Source organism: Solwaraspora sp. WMMD791 (assembly GCF_029581195.1).
Taxonomy (GTDB): domain Bacteria; phylum Actinomycetota; class Actinomycetes; order Mycobacteriales; family Micromonosporaceae; genus Micromonospora_E.
Window position 1 is genome coordinate 1,595,032 of record NZ_CP120737.1, and the last position, 21,915, is coordinate 1,616,946.

19 protein-coding genes and 1 pseudogene are annotated in these 21,915 nt (G+C 72.7%); 2 read left to right on the plus strand and 18 right to left on the minus strand.

Annotated elements, in window-relative coordinates; genetic code table 11:
• Positions 1-12: 12 nt before the first annotated feature.
• From efp to aroC, 5 genes and pseudogenes are all read right to left on the minus strand, one after another.
• Entirely contained in the window at positions 13-570 is a 558-nt protein-coding gene (gene efp / locus O7623_RS06835; RefSeq protein ID WP_282227743.1) for an elongation factor P, read from the minus strand.
• Positions 571-611: 41 nt separating this feature from the next.
• Complete coding sequence (aroQ, locus tag O7623_RS06840) at positions 612-1,073, minus strand: type II 3-dehydroquinate dehydratase (RefSeq protein WP_282227744.1); 462 nt, start codon at positions 1,071-1,073, stop codon at positions 612-614.
• A complete protein-coding gene (gene aroB, locus O7623_RS06845) occupies positions 1,070-2,149 on the minus strand; it encodes a 3-dehydroquinate synthase (protein WP_282229340.1) in 1,080 nt (359 codons plus the stop codon). The genes aroQ and aroB overlap by 4 nt, the downstream gene beginning before the upstream one ends.
• Positions 2,150-2,185: 36 nt before the next feature.
• A pseudogene (locus O7623_RS06850) lies at positions 2,186-2,686 on the minus strand (shikimate kinase); the annotation flags it as partial.
• Positions 2,686-3,864 (minus strand): chorismate synthase, encoded by a 1,179-nt coding sequence (aroC, locus tag O7623_RS06855; protein WP_282227745.1) that lies wholly within the window; start codon positions 3,862-3,864, stop codon positions 2,686-2,688. The gene aroC and the pseudogene O7623_RS06850, both read right to left, overlap by 1 nt.
• A gap of 158 nt (positions 3,865-4,022) precedes the next feature.
• Between aroC and O7623_RS06860 the strand changes: the two genes are divergently transcribed.
• Positions 4,023-5,237: a multidrug effflux MFS transporter gene (locus O7623_RS06860; protein ID WP_282227746.1), complete on the plus strand. Its 1,215-nt coding sequence runs from the start codon at positions 4,023-4,025 to the stop codon at positions 5,235-5,237.
• Here O7623_RS06860 and O7623_RS06865 read toward each other — a convergent pair.
• The 12 genes from O7623_RS06865 to aspS form a co-directional block, all read right to left on the minus strand.
• Positions 5,193-6,101, minus strand: a complete 909-nt coding sequence (locus O7623_RS06865; RefSeq protein WP_282227747.1) for a shikimate dehydrogenase — start codon at positions 6,099-6,101, stop codon at positions 5,193-5,195. The two genes, O7623_RS06860 and O7623_RS06865, sit on opposite strands and share 45 nt — an antisense overlap.
• Positions 6,088-7,281, minus strand: coding sequence for an endolytic transglycosylase MltG (gene mltG, locus O7623_RS06870; RefSeq protein ID WP_282227748.1), 1,194 nt, complete (start codon positions 7,279-7,281; stop codon positions 6,088-6,090). Before mltG ends, O7623_RS06865 begins: the two co-directional genes overlap by 14 nt.
• Entirely contained in the window at positions 7,281-7,778 is a 498-nt protein-coding gene (gene ruvX, locus O7623_RS06875) for a Holliday junction resolvase RuvX (protein ID WP_282227749.1), read from the minus strand. The genes mltG and ruvX overlap by 1 nt, the downstream gene beginning before the upstream one ends.
• A complete protein-coding gene (alaS, locus tag O7623_RS06880) occupies positions 7,775-10,459 on the minus strand; it encodes an alanine--tRNA ligase (protein ID WP_282227750.1) in 2,685 nt (894 codons plus the stop codon). The genes ruvX and alaS overlap by 4 nt, the downstream gene beginning before the upstream one ends.
• A complete protein-coding gene (locus tag O7623_RS06885; RefSeq protein WP_282227751.1) occupies positions 10,456-10,761 on the minus strand; it encodes a hypothetical protein in 306 nt (101 codons plus the stop codon). The genes alaS and O7623_RS06885 overlap by 4 nt, the downstream gene beginning before the upstream one ends.
• Positions 10,762-10,777: 16 nt before the next feature.
• On the minus strand, positions 10,778-11,239 hold the full coding sequence (locus tag O7623_RS06890; protein ID WP_282227752.1) for a DUF948 domain-containing protein: 462 nt from the start codon (positions 11,237-11,239) through the stop codon (positions 10,778-10,780).
• 147 nt (positions 11,240-11,386) lie between these two features.
• On the minus strand, positions 11,387-12,379 hold the full coding sequence (locus O7623_RS06895; protein WP_282227753.1) for a hypothetical protein: 993 nt from the start codon (positions 12,377-12,379) through the stop codon (positions 11,387-11,389).
• A gap of 1,583 nt (positions 12,380-13,962) precedes the next feature.
• On the minus strand, positions 13,963-15,429 hold the full coding sequence (locus tag O7623_RS06900; protein WP_282227754.1) for a replication-associated recombination protein A: 1,467 nt from the start codon (positions 15,427-15,429) through the stop codon (positions 13,963-13,965).
• A 134-nt stretch (positions 15,430-15,563) separates the two neighbouring features.
• On the minus strand, positions 15,564-15,749 hold the full coding sequence (locus O7623_RS06905) for a hypothetical protein (protein WP_282227755.1): 186 nt from the start codon (positions 15,747-15,749) through the stop codon (positions 15,564-15,566).
• 95 nt (positions 15,750-15,844) lie between these two features.
• On the minus strand, positions 15,845-17,131 hold the full coding sequence (locus O7623_RS06910) for an MFS transporter (protein WP_282227756.1): 1,287 nt from the start codon (positions 17,129-17,131) through the stop codon (positions 15,845-15,847).
• Complete coding sequence (locus O7623_RS06915; protein WP_282227757.1) at positions 17,128-17,757, minus strand: winged helix-turn-helix domain-containing protein; 630 nt, start codon at positions 17,755-17,757, stop codon at positions 17,128-17,130. The genes O7623_RS06910 and O7623_RS06915 overlap by 4 nt, the downstream gene beginning before the upstream one ends.
• A 140-nt stretch (positions 17,758-17,897) precedes the next feature.
• Positions 17,898-19,718: an aspartate--tRNA ligase gene (aspS, locus tag O7623_RS06920; RefSeq protein WP_282227758.1), complete on the minus strand. Its 1,821-nt coding sequence runs from the start codon at positions 19,716-19,718 to the stop codon at positions 17,898-17,900.
• A gap of 133 nt (positions 19,719-19,851) precedes the next feature.
• Here aspS and O7623_RS06925 point away from each other — a divergent pair, with 133 nt between their 5' ends.
• Positions 19,852-21,069, plus strand: a complete 1,218-nt coding sequence (locus O7623_RS06925) for a cation:proton antiporter (RefSeq protein ID WP_348775133.1) — start codon at positions 19,852-19,854, stop codon at positions 21,067-21,069.
• A 25-nt stretch (positions 21,070-21,094) separates the two neighbouring features.
• Here the strand turns inward: O7623_RS06925 and O7623_RS06930 are convergent, their stop codons facing one another.
• Positions 21,095-21,850, minus strand: coding sequence for a hypothetical protein (locus O7623_RS06930; protein WP_282227759.1), 756 nt, complete (start codon positions 21,848-21,850; stop codon positions 21,095-21,097).
• Between the last annotated feature and the right edge of the window lie 65 nt (positions 21,851-21,915).

The following is a 21,915-nucleotide window of genomic DNA, read 5'->3' on the forward strand; positions in this document are numbered from 1 at the left end:
GACCCTCGGCCATCAGGCGCGGCCGAGGTAGCGGCCGTCGCGCGTGTCGACCTTGATCTTCTCACCGGTGGTGATGAACAGCGGCACCTGCACCGTCGCGCCGGTCTCCACCGTCGCCGGCTTGTTGCCCCCGGTCGACCGGTCCCCCTGCAGCCCCGGCTCGGTGTAGGTCACCTCGAGGATCACGCTGGTCGGCAGCTCGATGTAGAGCGGCACGCCCTCGTGGGTCGCCACGATCGCCTCGGCCTCGGGCAACAGGTAGTTCGCGGCCTCGCCGACCGTACCGCCCGCGACGGTGATCTGGTCGTAGGTCTCCAGATCCATGAAGACGAAGTCCTCGCCGTCGGCGTACAGGTACTGCATGGTCCGCTTGTCGACGGTCGCGGTGTCGACCTTGGTGCCCGCGTTGAAGGTCTTGTCGACGACCTTGCCGGAGAGCACGTTCTTCAGGGTGGTGCGCACGAAGGCGCCGCCCTTGCCGGGCTTGACGTGCTGGAATTCGACGACGGACCACAGCTCGCCGTCGAGGTTGAGAACCAGCCCGTTCTTCAGGTCGTTGGTGGTGGCCATTTCCTGCCTTGATCTTCAATTGGCGGACGGACCTGCCAAGTCTATCGGTCCGACGTCGTCGCCTCAGGTCGGCCTGCGGCGAGCTGGGCGATGTGCCGCAGCGCCAACTGGTAACCGTCCACTCCGAGTCCGCAGATCACCCCGGTCGCCACCGCCGACACCACCGAGTGGTGCCGGAACTGCTCCCTGGCGTGGATGTTGGAAATGTGCACCTCGATCAGCGGACCCCGCAGCATCGCGCAGGCGTCGCGGACCGCGTACGAATAGTGCGACCACGCGCCCGGGTTGAGCACCACCGCCGCCTCGGCGTCGGCTGCGGCGTGCAACCAGCCGAGCATCTCGTGCTCGGCGTCGGTCTGGCGCACCTCGACGTCGAGACCGACCTGCCGCCCGGTCTCGACGCACATCGTCACCAGGTCGGCGTAGCTGACCTGACCGTAGACATCGACCTGACGGCTGCCGAGCCGGCCCAGGTTCGGCCCGTTCAACACGTACGCCTTCACGAGCCGGCCACCGACCGGTACGCCCGCGCCAACGTCTCGTCGTCCGGTCCGTCGAGGATCCCTGGGCGGGCCAGCCCGTCGAGCACCACCAGTCGCAGCCGGGCGCCCCGCGCCTTCTTGTCCACCCGCATGGCGGCCAACAGGTCCGGCCAGGCGTCGGCCCGGTACGTGGTCGGCAGCCCCAGCGCGGTGAGCACCGCCAGGTGCCGGTCGGCGACCTCGGCGTCGAGCCGGCCGACCTGCCGGGCCAGCGTCGCCGCGTACACCAGGCCGACCGAGACGGCGTGCCCGTGCCGCCACCGGTAGCCCTCGACCTTCTCGATCGCGTGCGCCAGCGTGTGCCCGTAGTTGAGGACCTCCCGTACCCCGGACTCCCGAAGGTCGCCACCGACCACGTCGGCCTTGACCCGGACAGCGCGCTCGATCAGCTCCCGCACCGACGCGCCGGTGGCGTCGGTGGCGGCCGCCGGATCCCGCTCGATCAGCTCCAGGATCGCCGGGTCGGCGATGAACCCGCACTTGACCACCTCGGCCAGCCCGGCCACCAGGTCGGTCGCCGGCAGGCTGGCCAGCAGGTCCAGGTCGCAGATCACCCCGGCCGGCGGGTGGAAGGACCCGACCAGGTTCTTGCCGGCGGCCGTGTTGATCCCGGTCTTGCCGCCGACGGCGGCGTCGACCATGCCGAGCAGGCTGGTCGCGACCGGCACCCACCGGACCCCGCGCAGCCAACAGGCGGCGACGAAGCCGGCCAGGTCGGTCACCGCACCGCCGCCGACCCCGACCACCGCGTCGGTACGGGTGAAGCCGGCCTCGCCCAGGGTCACCCAGGCCTGTGCCGCCACGTCGATCGACTTGCCGGCCTCGGCGTCGGGCACCTCGATCAGCAGTGGCTGCGACCCGGCGGCGGCGCACGCCGCGGCGATCCGGTCGGCGTGCGCCTTCAGCGGGGGCGCGTGCAGCACCGCCACCCGGTGCGCGCCGGGCAGCAGCGTGGGAAGCGTGTCGAGCAGGCCCCGGCCGACCAGTACGTCGTACGGGCGGTCACCGGGCACCGGGATACGGGTCGTGGTGTCCATCGATGCCGAGCCTAGTCGCTGTCCGGCGTCGGCGGCGGCCCGCAGCAGCGTCGCGATCTCCTCGGCGACCTCCTGCGGGGTCCGGCCGTCGGTGACCACCTGGTGGGTGGCGACCTGTTCGTACAGCGGCCGGCGCTGCTCCATCAGGTGTTTGAGGGTCGCCCGGGGGTTGAGCGCCAGCAACGGGCGACCGGCGCCGAGCCCGACCCGACGGGCCGCGTCGGCCAGCTCGACGCTCAGGTAGACCACCGTCTGCCCGGCCAGCAGCGCCCGGTTCGCCTCGGCCAGGACCGCACCGCCGCCCAGGGCCAGCACCCCGGCGCAGGTGCGCAGCGCGTCGCGGACGGCGGTCTGCTCCAACTCCCGGAAGTGCGCCTCCCCGTCGTCGACGAAGATCTCCGGGATGGGTTTGCCGGCGGCGGCGACGATCTCCGTGTCGGTGTCGCGGAACTCGCAGCCCAGCAGCGCGGCCAACGCCTCGCCGGTGCTGGTCTTGCCGGCCCCGGGCGCGCCGACCAGCACACACACCGGTGCCATCAGCGGATCACCAGGTGGTCCAGGTAGCCGCCGAGGTTGCGGCGGATCTCGGCGACCGAGTCACCGCCGAACTTCTCGGTCAGCGCCTCGGCGAGCACCAGCGCCACCATCGACTCGGCCACCACCGCCGCCGCCGGGACGGCACAGACGTCGGAACGCTGGTTGATCGCCGTCGCCGGCTCACCCGTGGCGACGTCCACCGTCGACAGTGACCGGTTCAGCGACGAGATCGGCTTCATCGCCGCCCGTACCCGCAGTGGCTCACCGGTGCTGATGCCACCCTCCAGGCCACCGGCCCGATCGGTCACCCGCCGGACCCCCGACGCGGTGGGGATGATCTCGTCGTGGGCCACCGAGCCGCGCGAGCGGGCCTGCTGCCAGGCGTCACCGATCTCCACACCCTTGATCGCCTGGATCGACATCAGCGCGGTGGCGAGCCGGGCGTCGAGCTTGCGGTCCCACTGCACATGACTGCCCAGCCCCGGCGGTACGCCGTAGGCGAGCACCTCCACGATGCCGCCGAGGGTGTCGGCGTCGGACTTCGCCGCGTCGACCTCGGCGACCATCCGGGCGCTGGCCTCCGGGTCCAGACAGCGCAGCGGGTCGGCGTCGACCCGTTCGGCGTCGGCCGGGGTCGGCTGCAGCCCCGGCTTGGCCGCGACCGACCCCAGCTCGACCACGTGCGAGACGATCTCGATGCCGAGCGCCTGGCGGCACAGCGCCCGGGCGACCGTACCGACCGCGACCCGGGCCGCGGTCTCCCGGGCGCTGGCCCGCTCCAGGATCGGCCGGGCGTCGGTGTGGCCGTACTTCTGCATCCCGGCCAGGTCGGCGTGCCCCGGGCGGGGCCGGGTCAACGGGGCGTTGCGGGCCTGTCCGGCCAGCTCGTCCGGGTCGACCGGATCGGCGGCCATCACCGTGCGCCACTTCGGCCACTCCGAGTTGCCGACCCGGATCGCGACCGGGCTGCCCAACGTCACTCCGTGCCGCAGGCCGCCGATGATCTCGATCTCGTCCTGTTCGAAGGCCATCCGCGCACCTCGGCCGTAGCCGAGTCGGCGGCGGGCCAGCTCGCGGCCGATGTCGGCGCTGGTCACCTCGACGCCGGCGGGAACGCCTTCGAGGAGGGCCACCAGCGCGGGGCCATGGGATTCACCTGCAGTCAGCCAGCGCAACACGTCGGAAAGTCTGCCACGACCGGGCCGGTGGGCGGCACGGCGCGGCGCGCCCGTCCCGCCCTCCGGACACCGGGGCGTGACGCGGCAGGCACGCCCCGCCGGACACCGCGGCGTGACGCCCCACGAGACGGCGGCCGGCCCGACCTACCGTACGGTTGGTGGGATTCCGGGGGGTGGCCACCGTGCCGTACGACGTCCGCCGCCGACCGGCGGCGCTGCTCGTCCTGCTGGGTGCGGTCACCGCGGTCGGTCCGCTGTCGATCGACATGTACCTGCCGGCGTTCCCGGCGATCAGCGACGACCTCGGTGCGGCGCCGTCGCGGGTGCAGCTGTCGCTGACCGCCTGTCTGATCGGCGTCGCCCTCGGTCAGCTGGTCGGCGGGCCGCTCAGCGACCGGTGGGGCCGGCGGCGGCCGGTGCTGGTGGGCACGGCCGGCTACGTCGTGGTCAGCCTGGCCTGCGCGCTGGCACCGACCGCCGAGGCGCTCGCCGGGCTGCGCCTGGTGCAGGGCTTCGCCGGCGGCATCGGGGTGGTGGTCGCCCGGGCCGTCGTGCGTGACCTCTACTCCGGCGCCGACGCGGTGCGGTTCTTCTCCCGCCTGTTGATCATTTTCGGGGTGGCGCCGATCGCCGCGCCGGCACTCGGGGCGGTGGTGCTCCGGTTCACCTCCTGGCGGGGGATCTTCGTCGCCCTGGCGGTGATCGCCGCGCTGCTCGCCGTCGTGCTCGCCCGTTGGCTGCCGGAGACCCTTCCGGCGGCGCGTCGCAACCCCGACGGGCTGGCCGGGACCGCCCGGTCGGTGCGCCTGCTGCTGACCGACCGTGCCTTCGTCGGCTACGCGCTGACCCAGGGCCTGGCCTTCGCCGGACTGTTCACCTACATCGCCGGGTCGCCGTACGTGCTGCAGGACGGGTTCGGACTGTCCGCCGTCGCGTACAGCGTGGTGTTCGGGGTCAACGCGATCGGGTTGATCGGTCTCGGCCAGCTCAACGCCCGGCTGGTGGGCCGGTACGGGCCACGCCGGCTGTTCGTCGGCGCGCTGGTCGCCGGGCTGACCGCCGCCGGGCTGCTGGTCGCCGGGGCAGGCACCGGCGCGCTGGTCCTGGTGCTGGTGCCGCTGGCGGTGTACGTCGCCACCATCGGGATGCTGATGCCCAACGGCACCGCGTTGGCGTTGGAGCACCACGCCCGCCATGCCGGGACCGCCGCCGCGCTGCTGGGTGCCACCGGTTCCGGGATCGGCGCGCTGGCCGCGCCGCTGGTCGGGCTGGCCGGCACCGGCGACGCGCTGCCGATGGCGCTGATCATCTGCGGCGCGGCCGGGTTGTCACTCGTCGCCGTGCTGACGCTGACCCGGCGCGACCCCGGCTGACCGGGCGGCGTGCAGCGCCGTCCGCATCGCCGACACCGGCGCGGTGACCCCGGTGAACTGTTCGAACTGGCCGATGGCCTGGGCGAGCAGCAGATCGAGGCCGGAGACGACGCGACAGCCGGCGGCGCCCGCCGCCGTGGCCAGCGGGGTCGGCCAGGGGTCGTAGATGGCGTCGAAGCAGACCGTCGCCGGCGTCCAGCCCAGCAGGCCGGCGAGCGGGTCGGCGACACCTTTGGGCACCGTCGACACCACCACGTCGGCGACCTCGGCGAGGGCCTCGTGGTCGTCCCAGGCGACGCCGGCGACCGCGAGCCCGACGGACTCGGCGACCGGGGCCAGGTCGGCGATCGCCGCCGCCCGTCGGGCCACCACCCGTGTCGGACCGGCCCCGAGGGCGGCGGCGGCGGCCAACGCGGCCCGCGCGGTACCGCCGGCACCGAGGATGGTGAACCGCGCCCCGGCGGTGACGCCGGCCTCCCGCAGCACCGACACCATGCCGCCGACGTCGGTGTTGTCGGCCGACCAGGTGCCGTCGGGCCGGCGTACCAGCGTGTTGGCCGCCCCGACCGCGGCCGCCACCGGCGTGGCCCGGTCGGCCACCGCGAGCGCCGTCTCCTTGAGCGGCATGGTGATCGACAGCCCGGCCCACTGCGGGCCCAGGCCGGCGATCAGGTCGGGCAGCTGCGACTCGGCGCACTCGATCGCGGTGTAGTGCCAGTCGGTCAACCCGGCGGCCCGGTACCCCGCGTTGTGGATCACCGGGGAGAGCGAGTGCGCGATCGGCGTGCCGAGCACCGCGGCCCGGTGCCGGTCGACCGGGCGGATCCCGGCCCGGGATCCGCCGGGCAGGTCAGAGGATGCCATTCTGCCGGGCGATCTCGATGTTCTGGTTGTGCTGGTCGAGCGTCTCGGCGAACGCCGAACGGCCCTCCTTGTCGATGGCGACGAAGTAGACCCAGTCCTCGTCCGGCGGGTTGACCGACCCTTCGAGTGCGGCCTTGCCCGGGTTGTTGATCGGCGTGGGCGGCAGCCCGCTGTGGGCATGGGTGCTGTACGGGTTGTTCGCGTCGTACAGCTCCTCCCGGGTCATGTCCTTGGACGCCTTGGTCGGCTTGCCGGTCAGCTCCCAGTAGTAGTTGACCGTCACGTCGAACTGCAGACAACTGCAGGGGAAGGTCTCGCTGTAGACCCGGTTGTACGCCACCCGGGCGACCTTGGCGAGATCCTCGGCGATGCCGGCCTCGGCCTGGGCCAGCGACGCCACGATCAACGCCTCGTACGGGCTGATCCCGCCCCGCTCCGCCTGGACCTGTTCGGCGTACTCCATCTCGCCGGTGACGGTGAGGAACCGGTCGACCATCAGTTTGAGGATCTCCGGGGCGGTGACGTTCGGGTCGAACTCGTAGGTGTCGGGGAAGAGGAAGCCCTCCGCCGACGCGGTGACCTGCTCGCCGTCGGTCCGGGTGAGCCACCAGTCGGGCACGCCGAGAGCCAGGGGGTCCTGCGCCGCGGCGGCGAACTCCTCGGCCGGGATGTCGGTCGCTTCGGCCAGCGCCTGGTAGATCTGCTTGGCGGTGCGCCCCTCCGGGATGGTGACCCGGTTGGAGATCTTGTTCTCCAGGTCGAGCAGCAGACTCAGCGCGGTCGCCGCACTCATCTCCAGACGCAGGTTGTAGAAGCCCGGTTGGATGTTCTGGCTGCGGGAGTTCGAGCGCGCCTCGTTGGTGAAGGCCTTGGTGCTCTTGATCACCCCGGCTTCGACCAGGGTGTTGCCGATGTCGGTGGCGGAGTCACCGGGACGGACCTGCACGACAACCTGGCCGGTGCCGCCGCCGTCGTAGTCGGGGGTGGCGAAGTAGTTCTGCAGCCGGTCGAAGCCGTACCAGACACCACCGCCGAGCACACCGAGCATCAGCAGGGTGACCAGCAGAGCCGCGACGGTCTTGCCGCGACCGCCGCCGCCCGAGGACTTGCGGCGCGCGCCACGACGGTGCCGGCCCTTGTCGGCCCGGTCCTCGAAGGCGAGGTCCAGTTCGTCGATCATCACATCCGCCTCCGCTGCGCGTCCAGCCAGCTCTGCAGGATCTCCACGGCGGCTGCCTGGTCCACCACCGCGCGCTGGCGCCGTCCTCGTACGCCCCGCTCCGACAGCCTACGGCTAGCGACCACCGTCGACATCCTTTCGTCGGTCATCAGGACCGGAATCGGCGAAATCGCCACGCTCAGTGAGCGGGCGTACGCGCTGACGGCATCGGCCGCCGGGCCGTGACGACCGGCGAGGTTCACCGGCAGGCCGACGATAACCTCCCGTACCTCATGTTCGCTGACTATCTGGACAATTCTGGCAATATCGGCCGGAACGGGAGGGTCCCCAGTACCGGCGGTCGACAGGTCGCGCTGCACCGTCAGCAACGGAGTGGCCAGGATGCCGTCCGGATCGCTGATCGCCAGCCCGACCCGGACCTGACCCACGTCCACCCCGAGCCGGCGACCGCGGACGAACCCGTACGTCGCCGACCCGCCCGTCTCCGCCCGGGTCACGGCGCCTCGGCGATCGCCTTCTCGACCGCGTCCAGCAGGCTCGCCGCCTCCGCCGACGGCAGGCCACCACCCTGGGCCAGGTCGGCGTTGCCGCCGCCCCGGCCGTGCAGCGCGCCCTTGACCAGATCGGCGGCGACCACGCCACGGGCCTTGGCAGCCGCGTTCACCGCCACCACGAGCGACGCCTTGCCGTTGGAGCGGGCCACCACCGCGACCACCCCCGGACGCGACGGATCGATCTTGCCCCGGATCTCCTGAGCCAGGGTGCGGACGTCGTTGCCGGCAGCGCCGTCGGGCGCCTCGGTGCCGACGTACGCCACCCCACGCAGGTCACGGGCCTGTGCCGCGAGCGCCGCCGCGCCGCCCAGCACCAACTGCGCCCGCAGCTCCTCCAGCTCCTTCTCCGCGTCGCGCAGTTGGGTGACGGTCTGCTGCACCCGGTCGGCCACCTGCTCGGACGGCACCCGGTACAGCTCGGCCAGCCGGGCGACCAGCAGATGCTCCCGGGCCAGGAAGTTGAACGCGTCGATCCCGACCAGGGCCTCCACCCGCCGGACCCCGGAACCGATCGACGACTCGGACAAGATCTTGACCAGGCCGAGCTGACCGGAGCGGGTGACATGGGTGCCGCCGCACAGTTCCCGGGCGTAGTCGCCGACCTCGACCACCCGCACCTCGTCGCCGTACTTCTCGCCGAACAGCGCCATCGCGCCGAGCCGCCGCGCCTCCTCCTGCGAGGTGATGAACGCGTTGACCTCCAGGTCGCGCAGCAGCACCTCGTTGACCTGCTGCTCGATGTCGACCAGCACCGACGGCGGCACCGCGCCGGGGGTGTTGAAGTCGAACCGCAGCCGACCCGGCGCGTTCAGCGAACCCGCCTGGGTGGCCGACTCACCAAGGAAGTTGCGCATCGTCTGGTGCACCAGGTGGGTCGCGGTGTGCGACCGCGAGATCGCCCGTCGACGCGCGATGTCGATCTCGGCGTACCCGGTCTCCCCCGTGCGCACCTCGCCACGGACCACCCGCGCCTTGTGCACGACCAGCCCCGGCACCGGGGACTGGACGTCGAAGATCTCGACCTCGCCGGCGCCCACGGTCAGCCGACCGGTGTCCGGCTGCTGGCCACCGCCCTCGGCGTAGAACGGCGTACTGTCGAGCACCAGCTCGACCACGTCGCCCTCGCCCGCCACCGGCAGCGACACGCCGCCCGCGCCGAGCATCGCCCGCACCCGCGACTCCCGCGCGACCTCGGCGTACCCGGTGAACTCCACCGCCCCACCGGCGTCGAGCACCCCCCGGTAGGCCGACATGTCGACGTGCCCGGTCTTACGCGCCTGCGCGTCCGCCTTCGCCCGCGCCCGCTGCTCGGACATCAGCCGGCGGAACCCGTCGGAGTCCACCGACAGCCCCTGCTCGGCGGCGATCTCCAAGGTCAGGTCGATCGGGAAACCGTAGGTGTCGTGCAGCTGGAACGCCTTGTCGCCGGAGAGCTTGACGCCACCGGCCGCCTTCGTCTCGGAGATGGCCAGGTCCAGGATCGTCGTCCCGGACCGCAGCGTCGACAGGAAGGCGTCCTCCTCGGCGTAGGCGTACGTCGAGATCCGCTCGAAGTCCGCCGCCAGCTCCGGGTACGACGGCGCCATGCAGTCGCGGGCCACCGGCAGCAGCTCCGGCAACGCCCGGTCCTGCCAGCCGAGCAGCCGCACCGACCGGATCGCGCGCCGCATGATCCGGCGCAGCACGTAGCCGCGCCCCTCGTTGCTCGGGGTCACCCCGTCGCCGATGAGCATCAGCGAGGTCCGCACGTGGTCGGCGATCACCCGCAGCCGTACGTCGTCGGGGTGCGACTCGCTCGCCGCCTGACCGGAGCCGGCACCGTACCGCTTGCCGGTCAGCTGGGCGGCCCGGTCCAGGATCGGGCGTACCTCGTCGATCTCGTAGAGGTTGTCCACCCCCTGCAGGATGGAGGCGATCCGCTCCAGGCCCATGCCGGTGTCGATGTTCTTCTTCGGCAGGTCCCCGACGATGTCGAAGACCTCTTTGCTCTGCACGTTGGTGATCTCGTACTGCATGAAGACCAGGTTCCAGAACTCCAGGAACCGGTCCTCGTCGACCTCCGGGCCGCCGTCGGGCCCGTACGCCGGGCCACGGTCGTAGTACAGCTCCGAGCACGGCCCCGCCGGGCCGGGGATGCCCATGGACCAGAAGTTGTCCTTGTTGCCCCGGCGCACGATCCGCTGCGCCGGCACCCCGGTCTGTCGCCAGATGTCGGCGGCCTCGTCGTCGTCGAGGTAGACCGTCACCCAGATCCGCTCCGGGTCCATGCCGAACCCGCCCTGCTCCACCGGCTTGGTGGACAGGTCCCAGGCCAGCGGGATCGCGCCCTGCTTGAAGTAGTCGCCAAACGAGAAGTTGCCGTTCATCTGGAAGAACGTGCCGTGCCGCGAGGTCTTGCCGACCTCGTCGATGTCCGGCGTCCGGATGCACTTCTGCACGCTCGTCGCCCGCTGGAACGGCGGGGTGCGCTGGCCGAGGAAGTACGGCACGAACTGCACCATGCCCGCGTTGATGAACAGCAGGTTCGGGTCATCGATCGCGGGCAGCGGAGCGGACGGCACCACGGCGTGGCCGTTGGCCTCGAAATGCGCGAGGAACCGCCGCTTGATCTCCGCCGTTTTCACCGGACGTCCTCCTGGGGGAAAATCTCGTCGTCGCCGATGCGGGGGTCGCCCCGCAGCTCGGCGAACTGGTCATCGAACGCCACGCCCTCGGCGAACGCGGCCTGGATCTGTTGCTCACGCTCGGCCATGCCGTCACGGACGTCTTCCACGAAGGTACGGACCGACTCCACCAGACCACCAGCGGATTCCGACAACGACGAGGCGATCCCGGCCGGGGTGTACGACTGGGCGGTCCGGGTGAGTTTGCGCACCACCAGCGCACCGACCGCGAGGCCGACGCCGAGCCAGAGCAGGCGTTTCATGACAGCGTCCTCCCCGTCATCCGGCGTTGCGCCGGGCCGCCCGGCGTCGCTGCTTGAGCTCGGCACGGACGTCGCGCTCGGCTTCGGCGTTGCGCCGGGCGGAGGCGGCCCGACGTACGCCGTACCCGAAGGCGGCGACCTTCACCAGCGGGTTGGCCGCCGCGGCCGAGACCACAGTGGCCAGATTGGCCACGTTGGCGGTCACGTTCTGGGCGTGCGAAGTCATCGTGTCGATCTTGGCAAGCTGGATGTTCACGCCGTCGAGAGTCGTGTGCATCTGCCCGAGAGCGGTGTTCACGTTCTCGACCGAGGCGTTCACCTGGCCGAGCAGCGGCCCGGTCCGGTCGTTGAGGTCGTTGATCGCCCGGGTGGCCGCGTCCACCGTATGCCGCAACCGCAGAATCGGCACCGCCAGCACGAGCACGAGCATCAGGAACGCCCCAGCGGCCACCAGTGCCGCGATCTGTCCACCGTCCATGCCTGCCTGTCCTCCTCGTTCACCAACCACCTGCCGTGCCGGCCGCGCACCCGGCACCCAGCGTCGGTCGTCGTCGCTGCTCCGCCGCAGTACGCACCGGACGCGGCGCCACCGGTGCAGACCCTACCGTCCGTGACGGGGGTCCGCTCACGACGGTTCGACGTCCAGGTCCAGCAGCGGGTCGTCGGTGTACACCGGGTCGGGATCCTCGCCCGTCAACGACGGGTCGATGCTCGGTTGCGGCTTCATCCGGTCGTCGTCGATGGCGTTGCGCACTTTGATCGACACCACCGACCCGCTGCAGTCGTCGGCGGCCGGCGGCTCACCGGCCGGGTCTGCCTCGGCGGCGTCGCCGGCCGGCGGTTCGACCGTCGGTCGCTGCGCGAGCAGGTCCTCCGAGCAGGCCGGCGGCCGGACCCACAGATCCAACGTGAGTTCGTCGCGGGTCCAGCAGGTGTACTGGCCGTCGACCGGCTGGGACGGGCAGAGTTCGACCTTCCACGGCAGCCAACCCGCGTCGGTGAGCGCCGCCGTGTAGACCTGGGCGGTCTCCTCCGGGCCGCGTTCGGAGGTCATGGTCCGCTCGCGGAACCGGCAGTCGATCAGGCACCACCGGCTGCCGCTGACGGCGTCGGTGCTCTCCAGCGCCGCCCAGCCGGGCACGTCGAGCCGGTCGAGGGAGTTGAACACCGGATCCCGGGTCGCCGCCCGGATCCCGAAGTAGAGCGGAAGCGCGGCCAGGACGACCACCGCGACCATGATCAGCGCCACCGCACGGAGGCGACGCTGTTGCCGCGTCGACTCGTCGTCGGCGACGCCGTCGGGCCCCGACGCACCGTCGTCCGGGCCGGTGCCGGAGCGGATCGGGCCGGTGCCGGAGCGGATCGGGCCAGCGACTCCTGCGGCGTCGCGGCCGGCGCCGTCCCGGCCCGGTCCGTCGGGCCCGGGACCGCCGTGCGCCGTGCCGGCGACCGGCCTGGGTACGGCGGCCACCGCCGCCCGCCCGCCACGGTCGGCCACGGGTCCGGTGGCGCGCAGGGCGGCCGGATCCCGGGGACGGATCTCCGTCGGATCCTCCGGCGACGCCGACGTACGTCCGGGTCCGCCGTGGACCGGTGGTGCGACTGCGGCCCCGGTCACCGGTCGCGGCCCGTCCGGTGCCGGCCGGGGACCGGCCGACCCGGGTACGGGGCGTTGGCCACCGGCGCCTGGTCCCGGACGCGGACCGCCGTCCGGGACACCTCGGGTGGGCCCAGGGCCCACCGGCGGTCGCGGGCCGGCCGGTCCGGGCATCGGTGGTTGATCGGCGGGCCGGACCGGGGCAGCCGCGGCGGCCCGCGCCACTGGGGCGCTCGCCCCGGCACCGGAGACCGGCCGGGACGGACCGCCGGCACCCGAGACAGGCCGCTGCGGGGCACCGGAGACGGGCCCTCCGACGCCTGGACCTCCGGAGACCGGCCGGGGCGGACCACCAGCGCCTGGACCTTCAGCACCGGAGACCGGCCGGGGTGGGCCACCGGCGCCCGAGACGGGCCGCTGTGGGCCGTCACCGGACGGCCGACCTGTGAACATGCCGCCCGGATGCTCCGGGTGGTCGAACCGCCCGGGGGCGGACGGCCGTGGCTGGCCGTGCATCGGTGGCCGCCCGACGCCGGGCGGTGGCGCGTCGCGGTAGCCGGCGGTCGGTGGATCCTCGTGTCCCGGCGGACGCACTCTGGCCGCGGCACCGGCACTGGGCACGCCGACCCGGGCCGCAGGCGGGGGGCCGGCCGGGCGGGCGGCCGGGCGGCCGGGCGGCTCGGCCGAGGGGTCGCGCCGAGCGTCACGAGCGGGCGGCAGTGCGCCACCGGGGCCGGGTACCACGGGCGCGGCCAGACCACCGCGGACCGGGCCGCGGCCTGGACCGCCGGGCGCCGGCGGCACCGGCCCGGCGGGGGGTGACGTGCCGGGGCGACCCGGCGGGGGACCACCGCCGGCCGGCGACACCGGTCCGATCGGCGACCCTGGGCCGGGCGTCGGCGCCGCCCCAGCCCGGTGTCGTTGGCCAGCGGGGGCACCCGCGCGGGGACCGGGGCGGTCCGACCAGGCGTCGGCCGGGTCGTCAGGCTCCGGGGCACGCCGTCGACCGCCACGGGTCGGCGCGGGAGAGGGTCCCCGACCCGGCTCGGCAGAGCCCGGACCCGGCCGCTCACCCGGACCGAACCGGTCACCCGGACCCGGCCGCTCACCCGTACCGAACCGGTCACCCGGACCAGGCCGCTCACCCGGACCCGGTGCCGGTCGGGCGCCAGCCCGGCCGGGAGCGGGTGGGGCTGTCGCCGCCCGCGCAGACGGCAACGGTGGGGCGTTGCCGGACTGCGGAACCGACACGCCCGGAGCCGGTGGCTGTGCCGGAGGTCCGTGCCGGTCTCGGCTCGGGGGCGGCGGCCCGGGCGGGCCAGGCGGCTCGGACCGTCGGACCTCCGACGGCACGGCTCCCCCGGCGGGCAGAGGCGGAGCGGGCCGCTGCGCGCGTGGCGGCGGCCCCTCGGGTGACGGGCGGTCACCGCCACCGCCGGGCCCGATGTCGACCTGCTGCTCCTTGGCGGTACGCAGGTCGTCCAGCCAGCCGGTCTCCTCGCCGCTGACCTCTTCCTCGACCTGTGCCCGGCCCCAGCGGCGGCCCTTGGCCTTGGCCTCACGACGCTCGTCGGGTGCATCCGGGCGGTCAGAACCGCGCGCTCTCACTGGTGTACCTCCCCGGCAGCCAGGCTGCCGCTGTCATCGGATGCGGTGGCGTTGTCGGACGCCGGGCCGGATGTCGCACGCACGATACGACGCAGCATCGGCAGCCGCGCGGCGACGGCGCGCTCCGCACCATGCTCGGTCGGCCGGTAGTAGTCGACACCGGCGAGTTCGTCGGGTGGGTACTGCTGGGTGACCACGCCACGGTGATCGTCGTGTGGGTAACGGTAGCCACGGCCGTGGCCGATCTGGCGGGCACCGGAGTAGTGGCTGTCGCGCAGGTGTGCCGGCACCGCCCCGCCCTTGCCGGCCCGTACGTCGGCGATCGCGGCGGCCAACGCGGTGGTGGCCGAATTGGACTTGGGGGCGGTGGCCAGGTGGATCACCGCCTGCGCGAGGTTGAGCTGTGCCTCCGGCAGGCCGACGTACTCGACGGCGTGGGCGGCGGCGGTCGCCACCGACAGCGCACCCGGATCCGCCATCCCGACGTCCTCGCTGGCGAAGATGACGATGCGCCGGGCGATGAAGCGGGCGTCCTCCCCCGCGACCAGCATCCGGGCCAGCCAGTGCAGTGCGGCGTCGACGTCGGAGCCACGCATGCTCTTGATGAACGCGCTGGTGATGTCGTAGTGCGCGTCGCCGTCGCGGTCGTAGCGGACCGCGGCGACGTCGATCGCCTGCTCGGCGGTGTCGAGGTCGATCTCGTCGACGTCGCGGGCGGTCGCGGCCGCAGCGGCGGCCTCCAGCGCGGTCAACGCCTTGCGGACGTCGCCGCCGGCGAGCCGGACGAGGTGGTCCTCGGCCGGTGCCGACAACCGGGGCGCGCCACCGAGCCCACGTGGGTCGGTCACCGCCCGGCGCAGCAGGTCGCGGACCGCGTCGTCGGTGAGCGGACGCAGGGTGAGCAGGACACACCGCGACAGTAACGGCGAGATGACCGAAAAGTGGGGATTCTCCGTGGTGGCGGCCAGCAGCGTCACGGTCCGGTCCTCCACCGCCGCCAGCAGCGAATCCTGCTGGGTCTTGCTGAAGCGGTGCACCTCGTCGATGAACAGGACGGTCGGCAGCCCGCCGGTGCGCCGCTGCCGACGGGCCTCGTCGATCACGGCGCGGACGTCGCGGACCCCGGCGGACAGCGCCGACATCGCGACGAACCGCCGGTCGGTGGCCCGGGCCACCAGGTGGGCGACGGTGGTCTTGCCGCAGCCCGGTGGGCCCCACAGGATGACCGACATCGGTGCCGCCCCGGTCACCAGCTGCCGTAGCGGGGCACCCGGCGCCAGCAGGTGACCCTGGCCGACCAGTTCGTCGATGCTGGCCGGGCGCATCCGTACCGGCAGCGGTGCCTGCGGGTCAGGGTCGGCGCCAGCCGTGACGAGCCCACCTGGCACCACCCCGCTCGCGGCCGCCGGCGCGAGGCGCGGCCCACCGGGAGCGGGAAAGGAGAAGAGGGCGTCGGACTCCATCACGAAGACAGTACCGGCCCGATCTCGGCTGCCGGAAATGCACCGAGACCGGGCCTGGTAACCGCCCGAGGCGGGCCGGGCCGGCCCAGGTCACGGCCCTTCAGCCGGGACCTGCGGTCAGCCGGCGCGTCCGGTCAGCTCCGCCGACGCCGCGACCACCGGCGGCCCCGGCCGACGCCGGCGTGGAACAGCGCCAGGCAGAGCAACCCGACCAGCACCAACGTGTTCCAGTTGAACAGGTCCGGGGCACCCAGATCGGTGTTGAGCAGGTCGAGAAGCAGGGCGAAACCAAAGACGACTGCCGCGACGATGGCGAGCATGACATCCTCCTGGGGGGTTCAGTGGGTCGCCTCTGCCATACCCGGCAGCGCCCTCGGCCAATCCAGGTAGGACCAGGTCGGCACCGCCAGGCAGATCACGCCGACACCCCCGCCGCCGGGGTCGGCACCGGTCGCGCCCCGGGGTCCGACACCGGACGCGTGCGCCGGGCCACCAGGTACAGCGGCGCGGCCGCCGCCAGCACGGCCGCGCCGACCAGCATCGCCAGGCTGACCGAGGCGGCGCCGGCGACACCCAGCAGCACCACCCCGCCGAGGGCACCAGCCGGTTGGGCGACCATCGAGTTGAGTGACACCACGCTGGTCCGGTGCGGGCCGTCCACCTGCCGGTGCAGCAGACCCAGGTGCACCGGATTCGACGCTCCGTGGATGGCGTAGCAGGCCAGATAGGCGGCGATCACCCCGACCGGCCCGGCGAGCAACGCCATCGCGACCACGGTCATCCCCTGCAGGACACGGAAAGCGGCGGCGGTCACCGGCGCGCCGAGCCGACGGCTGAGCGCCGGCACCAGCGCGGCGCCGGCGGCCGAGGCCAGCCAGGCGACCGCGCCGACCGGGCCGAGCAGCGCGGCCGCCCGGTCAGCCTCGCCGGTCACCTCCGCCAGCCGCACCGGCATCAGCGTCTCGAAGGAGATCATGCCGAACCCCCAGAACAGCTCGACCGCGATCAACGCGACGAGAATGCGGGAACGCCGCAGCAGCCGCAGCGCGCCGCGCACGACAGCGGGCACCTGCCGGACCGACGCACCCAGCGTCGACGCCCCGGCCGCCGGACGGACCTCGACCAGCAGCAGCACCAGGCCGAGCAGGCCGACGACCTGCAGCGCCCCGGCGATCACCACCGGGCTGGTCAGTGCGCTGACCGGACCGACCGGACCGAGCGCCACCAGCGCGCCGGAGGTCAGGGCCCCGGCGGCGATGGTCAGGCCGGCGACCACGCCACCGTGGCTCAGGCCGTCCTCGTACCGCGCGTCCGGGTCGGCGGTCAGCGTCGCGTCGACGTACCAGGACTCCAGGGGCCCGCTCTCCAACGCCCGGTAGACGCCCTGCAGCAGCAGCGCGGCGACGAACAGGACGAAGGAGTCCGCGACCGCGAGCACCGTCAGCGAGGCCAGGTTCGCGGTGGCCGCGCCGAGCAGCACCGGCTTACGGCCGACCGCGTCGGCCAGGCCGCCGGTGGGCAACTCCAACAGCAGTACGGTGAACCCCTGCGCGGCGACGACCAGGCCGATCTGCGGCAGGGCGAGACCACGTTCGAGCATCAGCAGCACCGTGACCGGGATCAGCAGCCCGGTGGGCGCCCAGCGCAGACCGTGCAGGACCAGGTAACGCCGGTGGATCTGGCGTACGGTCAGCGCGGTCACCGCTGGTCTCCGACCGGCTCGTCCCCGCCGAACCCGTCCCGGTCCGCGCCGCCGCCCTTGACGACCCGTGGGAAGGCGTACCGGTAGAGCAGCACCTGCTCGGCCGCCCCGTCGCCGGGCCCAGGGTCGGTGCGGTAACGCTCGACGACCTCGGCGATCTCGGCGTTGAGTCGACGCAGCTGGTCGGCGGTGAGAGTCAGCCGGGTGTCGGAGTAGTCGGCCGCGTCGCGCCACTGGGCGGAGTAGCCGTCACGGGCGGCGTGCCAGTCCTCGGCGCGCTGGACGAACACCTGCAGGAAGTAGCTGTTGAGCCAGTCGGCGGCGGCGCGCGCGTCCGGGTCGTCGTCGAAGGAGGTATTGCGCCACGAGGTGTTCTGGTGCACCGCCCGCCACCAGCGTTCCCGGCCGGTGCCCCGGGCCGGCTCCTCACGGACCAGCCCGGCATCGGCGAGTTTGCGCAGGTGGTAGCTGGTGGCGCCGGTGTTGGTGCCCAGCTCGTGGGCGAGGCTGGTGGCGGTGGCCGGGCCGTCCAGGCGCAGCGCGCCGAGCAGCCGCAACCGCAGCGGGTGGGCCAGGCTGCGGACCTGGTCTCCCGTGAGCCAGACCGTCGACAGTTGCTCGTCCATGGTCTGCACAATAGCTCTGCAAAGATAGTATGCACAACTTCCGTGCATACTATCTTTGCAGTCAGTCTCCTGCTCAAGACGCAGCTGGGCCCGGGTGCGGTACCGCACCCGGGCCCAGCCCCCAACTGTCGATCAGCAGATCAGGACGGCTCCACCGGGGCGGCCACCCCGGCCGTACCGGACGCCGGGGTCGGCGCCACACCGGCCGGCGGCTTCGGCTTCGCGTCCACCCCGGCCTCTGCCCGCTGCTGCGCGGTGATCGGCGTCGGCGCCTGGGTCAACGGGTCGAAGCCACCCCGGGTCTTCGGGAACGCGATGACCTCACGGATCGAGTCCACCCCGGCCAGCAGCATGCAGATCCGGTCCCAGCCGAACGCGATGCCGCCGTGCGGCGGCGGGCCGTACTTGAACGCCTCCAGCAGGAAGCCGAACTTGTCCGACGCCTCCTGCTCGGTGATGCCCAGCAGGTCGAAGACCCGCCGCTGGACGTCCGCCCGATGGATACGGACCGAGCCACCGCCGATCTCGTTGCCGTTGCAGACGATGTCGTACGCGTACGCCAGGGCCTCGCCGGGCGCGCCGTCGAAGCGGTCCAGCCACTCGTCGGTCGGCGAGGTGAACGGGTGGTGCACCGCCGTCCAGCCGCCCTCCTCGGTCGGCTCGAACATCGGCGCGTCGATCACCCAGCAGAACGCCCACGCACTCTCGTCGATCAGGTTGGCCCGCCGGGCGATCTCGATGCGGGCCGCACCGAGCAGCTCCTGCGCCTCCCGCCGGTTCGTCGACGCGGCGAAGAAGATCGCGTCACCGGGCTTGGCGCCGACCGCGTCGGCCAGCCCACCCAGGTGCTCGGCCGACAGGTTCTTCGCCACCGGGCCACGCGGCTCACCGGTCTCCGCGTCCAGCACCACGTACGCCAGTCCCCGTGCGCCACGCGCCTTGGCCCAGTCCTGCCAGCCGTCGAGCTCCTTACGGGTCTGGGTGGCACCGCCGGGCATCACCACCGCGCCGACGTAGCCGCCCGCGTCGATCGCCCCGGCGAACACCCGGAACGCCGTACCGCGCAGGAAGTCGGTCAGCTCGGTCAGCTCCACGCCGTAACGCAGGTCCGGCTTGTCCGAGCCGTACCGGTCCATCGCCTCGTGCCAGGTGATCCGCGGCACCGGGCCGGTGATCTCGTGCCCGGCCAGCTCCCGCCACAACGCGCCGACGATCGACTCACCCAGCTCGATCACGTCGTCCTGGGTGACGAACGACATCTCGATGTCCAGCTGGGTGAACTCCGGCTGCCGGTCGGCCCGGAAGTCCTCGTCCCGGTAGCAGCGGGCGATCTGGTAGTAGCGCTCCATCCCGGCCACCATCAGCAGCTGCTTGAACAGCTGCGGCGACTGCGGCAGGGCGTACCAGGTGCCGGGCTGCAGCCGCACCGGCACCAGGAAGTCCCGGGCACCCTCGGGCGTCGACCGGGTCAACGTCGGCGTCTCGATCTCCACGAAGTCACGCTCGTGCAGCACCGTACGGGCGATCTGGTTGGCCCGCGACCGCAGCCGCAGCGCCCCCGACGGCCCGCTGCGCCGCAGGTCCAGGTAGCGGTACCGCAGCCGTACGTCGTCGCCGGCGTCGACCTGGTCGTCGATCGGCAGCGGCAGCGGCGCGGCCTCCGACAGTACGGTCAGCTCGGTCGCGGTCACCTCGATCTCGCCGGTGGCCAGCTCCGGGTTGTCGTTGCCCTCCGGGCGACGGTCGACGGTGCCGGTCACCCGGACGCAGAACTCGTTGCGCAGCGCGTGCGCCAGCTGCATCTCCTCGCGGAACACCACCTGCACCACGCCGGAGGCGTCGCGCAGGTCGACGAAGATGACACCGCCGTGGTCGCGCCGGCGGGCCACCCAACCGGCGAGCGTCACCGTCGTGCCGGCGTGCGTCGCGCGCAGGCTGCCGGCGTCATGGGTACGAATCACGGCACGGAACTCCTCATCGCGGGTACGGACTGCCCCCGCATTGTGTCAGCCCGGCCGATCCGCTTCGGCGTCGATCCCGGCCATGGCCGGCGTACGATCACTCGAGCCGTCATCCCCGGGGACCGGAGGGCGCATGCTGCTGTTGTCCTTCGCCGCCGTACTGCTGCTGGCGGTCCTGGTCTCGGCGCTGGCCCACCGCACCATCCTGTCGACCGCCGCGCTGTTCCTGGTCGCCGGTTTCGTCCTCGGTCCGCAGACCACCGGCGTGCTCGACATCGAGCCCGACTCCCCCATCGTCGCCACCCTGGCCGAGCTGGCACTGTTCGCGGTGCTGTTCAGCGACGGCATGCGGGTCGGCTGGGGCGACCTGCGCTCGGCGTGGCGGCTGCCGACCCGGGCACTGGGCGTCGGGTTGCCGCTCACCATGGCCGTCACCGCCGTGCTCGCCCACCTCGTCGTCGGCCTGGACTGGCCGGAGGCGCTGCTGATCGGCGCGGTCCTCGCCCCCACCGACCCGGTCTTCGCCGCCGCGCTGGTCGGTAACCAGAAGGTGCCGTACCGGCTGCGGCACCTGCTCAACGTGGAGTCCGGCGCCAACGACGGCCTCGCCCTGCCGTTCGTGATCCTCTTCCTGGCCGTCGCCAGCGGCTCCACCGATCTGCACCTCGGTGAACTGGCCACCGAACTGGCACTGGGTCTGGTGATCGGCGTCGCCGTACCGCTGGCGGCGATCATGCTGGAGCGGCTGCGCTGGTTCGGCACCTCGGCGCAGTACGCGCCCCTCAACGGCGTCGCGATCGGTCTGCTGGTGCTCGCACTGGGCCAGCTCACCCACGGCAACCTGTTCCTGGCGGCGTTCGCCGCCGGCAGCACCATCGCCACCTTCGGGCCACGCCAGCGGGTTGCCTTCAAACACTTCGGCGAGAACATCGCCGAGCTGTTGAAGCTCGCCGCGCTGCTGGTCTTCGGCGCACTGATCTCGATCGAGTTCCTCGGTGAGATCTCCTGGCCCGGCTGGGTGTTCGCGGTGCTGGCCATCGTCGTGGCCCGGCCGGTGGCCCTGGCGATCGCCTTCTTCCGCTCCGGCATGCACGCCCGGGAGCAGGTCGCGGCCATGTGGTTCGGCCCGAAGGGGTTCGCCTCGGTGGTCTACGGCCTGCTGGTGCTCAACAGCGGCATCGACGCCGCCGACCTGGTCTTCCACCTGGTCGCGCTGACCATCGTGATCTCCATCCTGACCCACTCGTCGACCGACGTACTGGTCGCGAACGCCTTCGACGAGACCCGCCGTACCGCCCCCGACCCGCTGGCGTCTGCGGACACCCACCAGGACAGGGGCCGCCCGAGCTGACGCCGGGCGGCCCCGTCGCCGGCCCTCACCCCGGGATCTTCCATGCGTCCATCCGCAGGCTGACCTCCCCGTCCGGAGAGACCCCGGTGATCTCCAACTGCACGACAAGCTGCGCCCTGCCCGAGTTGACGGCTGCGGCACGGCTCGTCCAGAGGCAGAGCACCACACCCTGCTGGACCGGCACCTGCGCCTCGGCACCGAGCGGGGCGATGCGGATCCGTTCCGAGCAGTCGTGCGGAGTGAGCCCCGGCGCGTCGACCTTGCTGCCGCGTACGTCCCGGCCGAGCACCAGGTTGGCCGGCGCGTTGCTGTAACCGGCTCGCAGCGTGATGTCCGCCTCGGACGACGGCACGTCGGCCCGCGGTTCGTCCAGGTCGGCGTGCATGCTGTCGTTGGTGCCGGACACTCGCAGCGTCAGGGGCTGCTGCGGGTAGTGGACCGCGTACTGAGTCTGCGCGTCGAGCGTCGGCTGCGCGGTCGGATCGACCGACGGCACATCGTCGGGCAGTCCAGTGGGCTCAGGCCTGTCCGGCGTCGCGGAGGCCTCGATCGTCGGCTCCGCGCCCGGCTCCGACCCGCCGTCACCGCCGTCCGGCGCAGTCATCGCATCGACCTCGCCCGCTGTCTGTAGAGCGATCACCGTCGACGTGGCGGCGAGCGCCAACGCGGCCACCGCGAGCACCACCGACACCGCGACCAGCAACCGCTGAAGCCGGCCGGTCGGTCGCCGCGACGACGAGGCACTGGAAATCGTCGACGGGCTGTCTCCAGAAATCGACATCTGACTCCTCCATACGCCATCGGCCAGGGACGGCCGACAATCACTCGGAGACCTCCGCAGCCGTG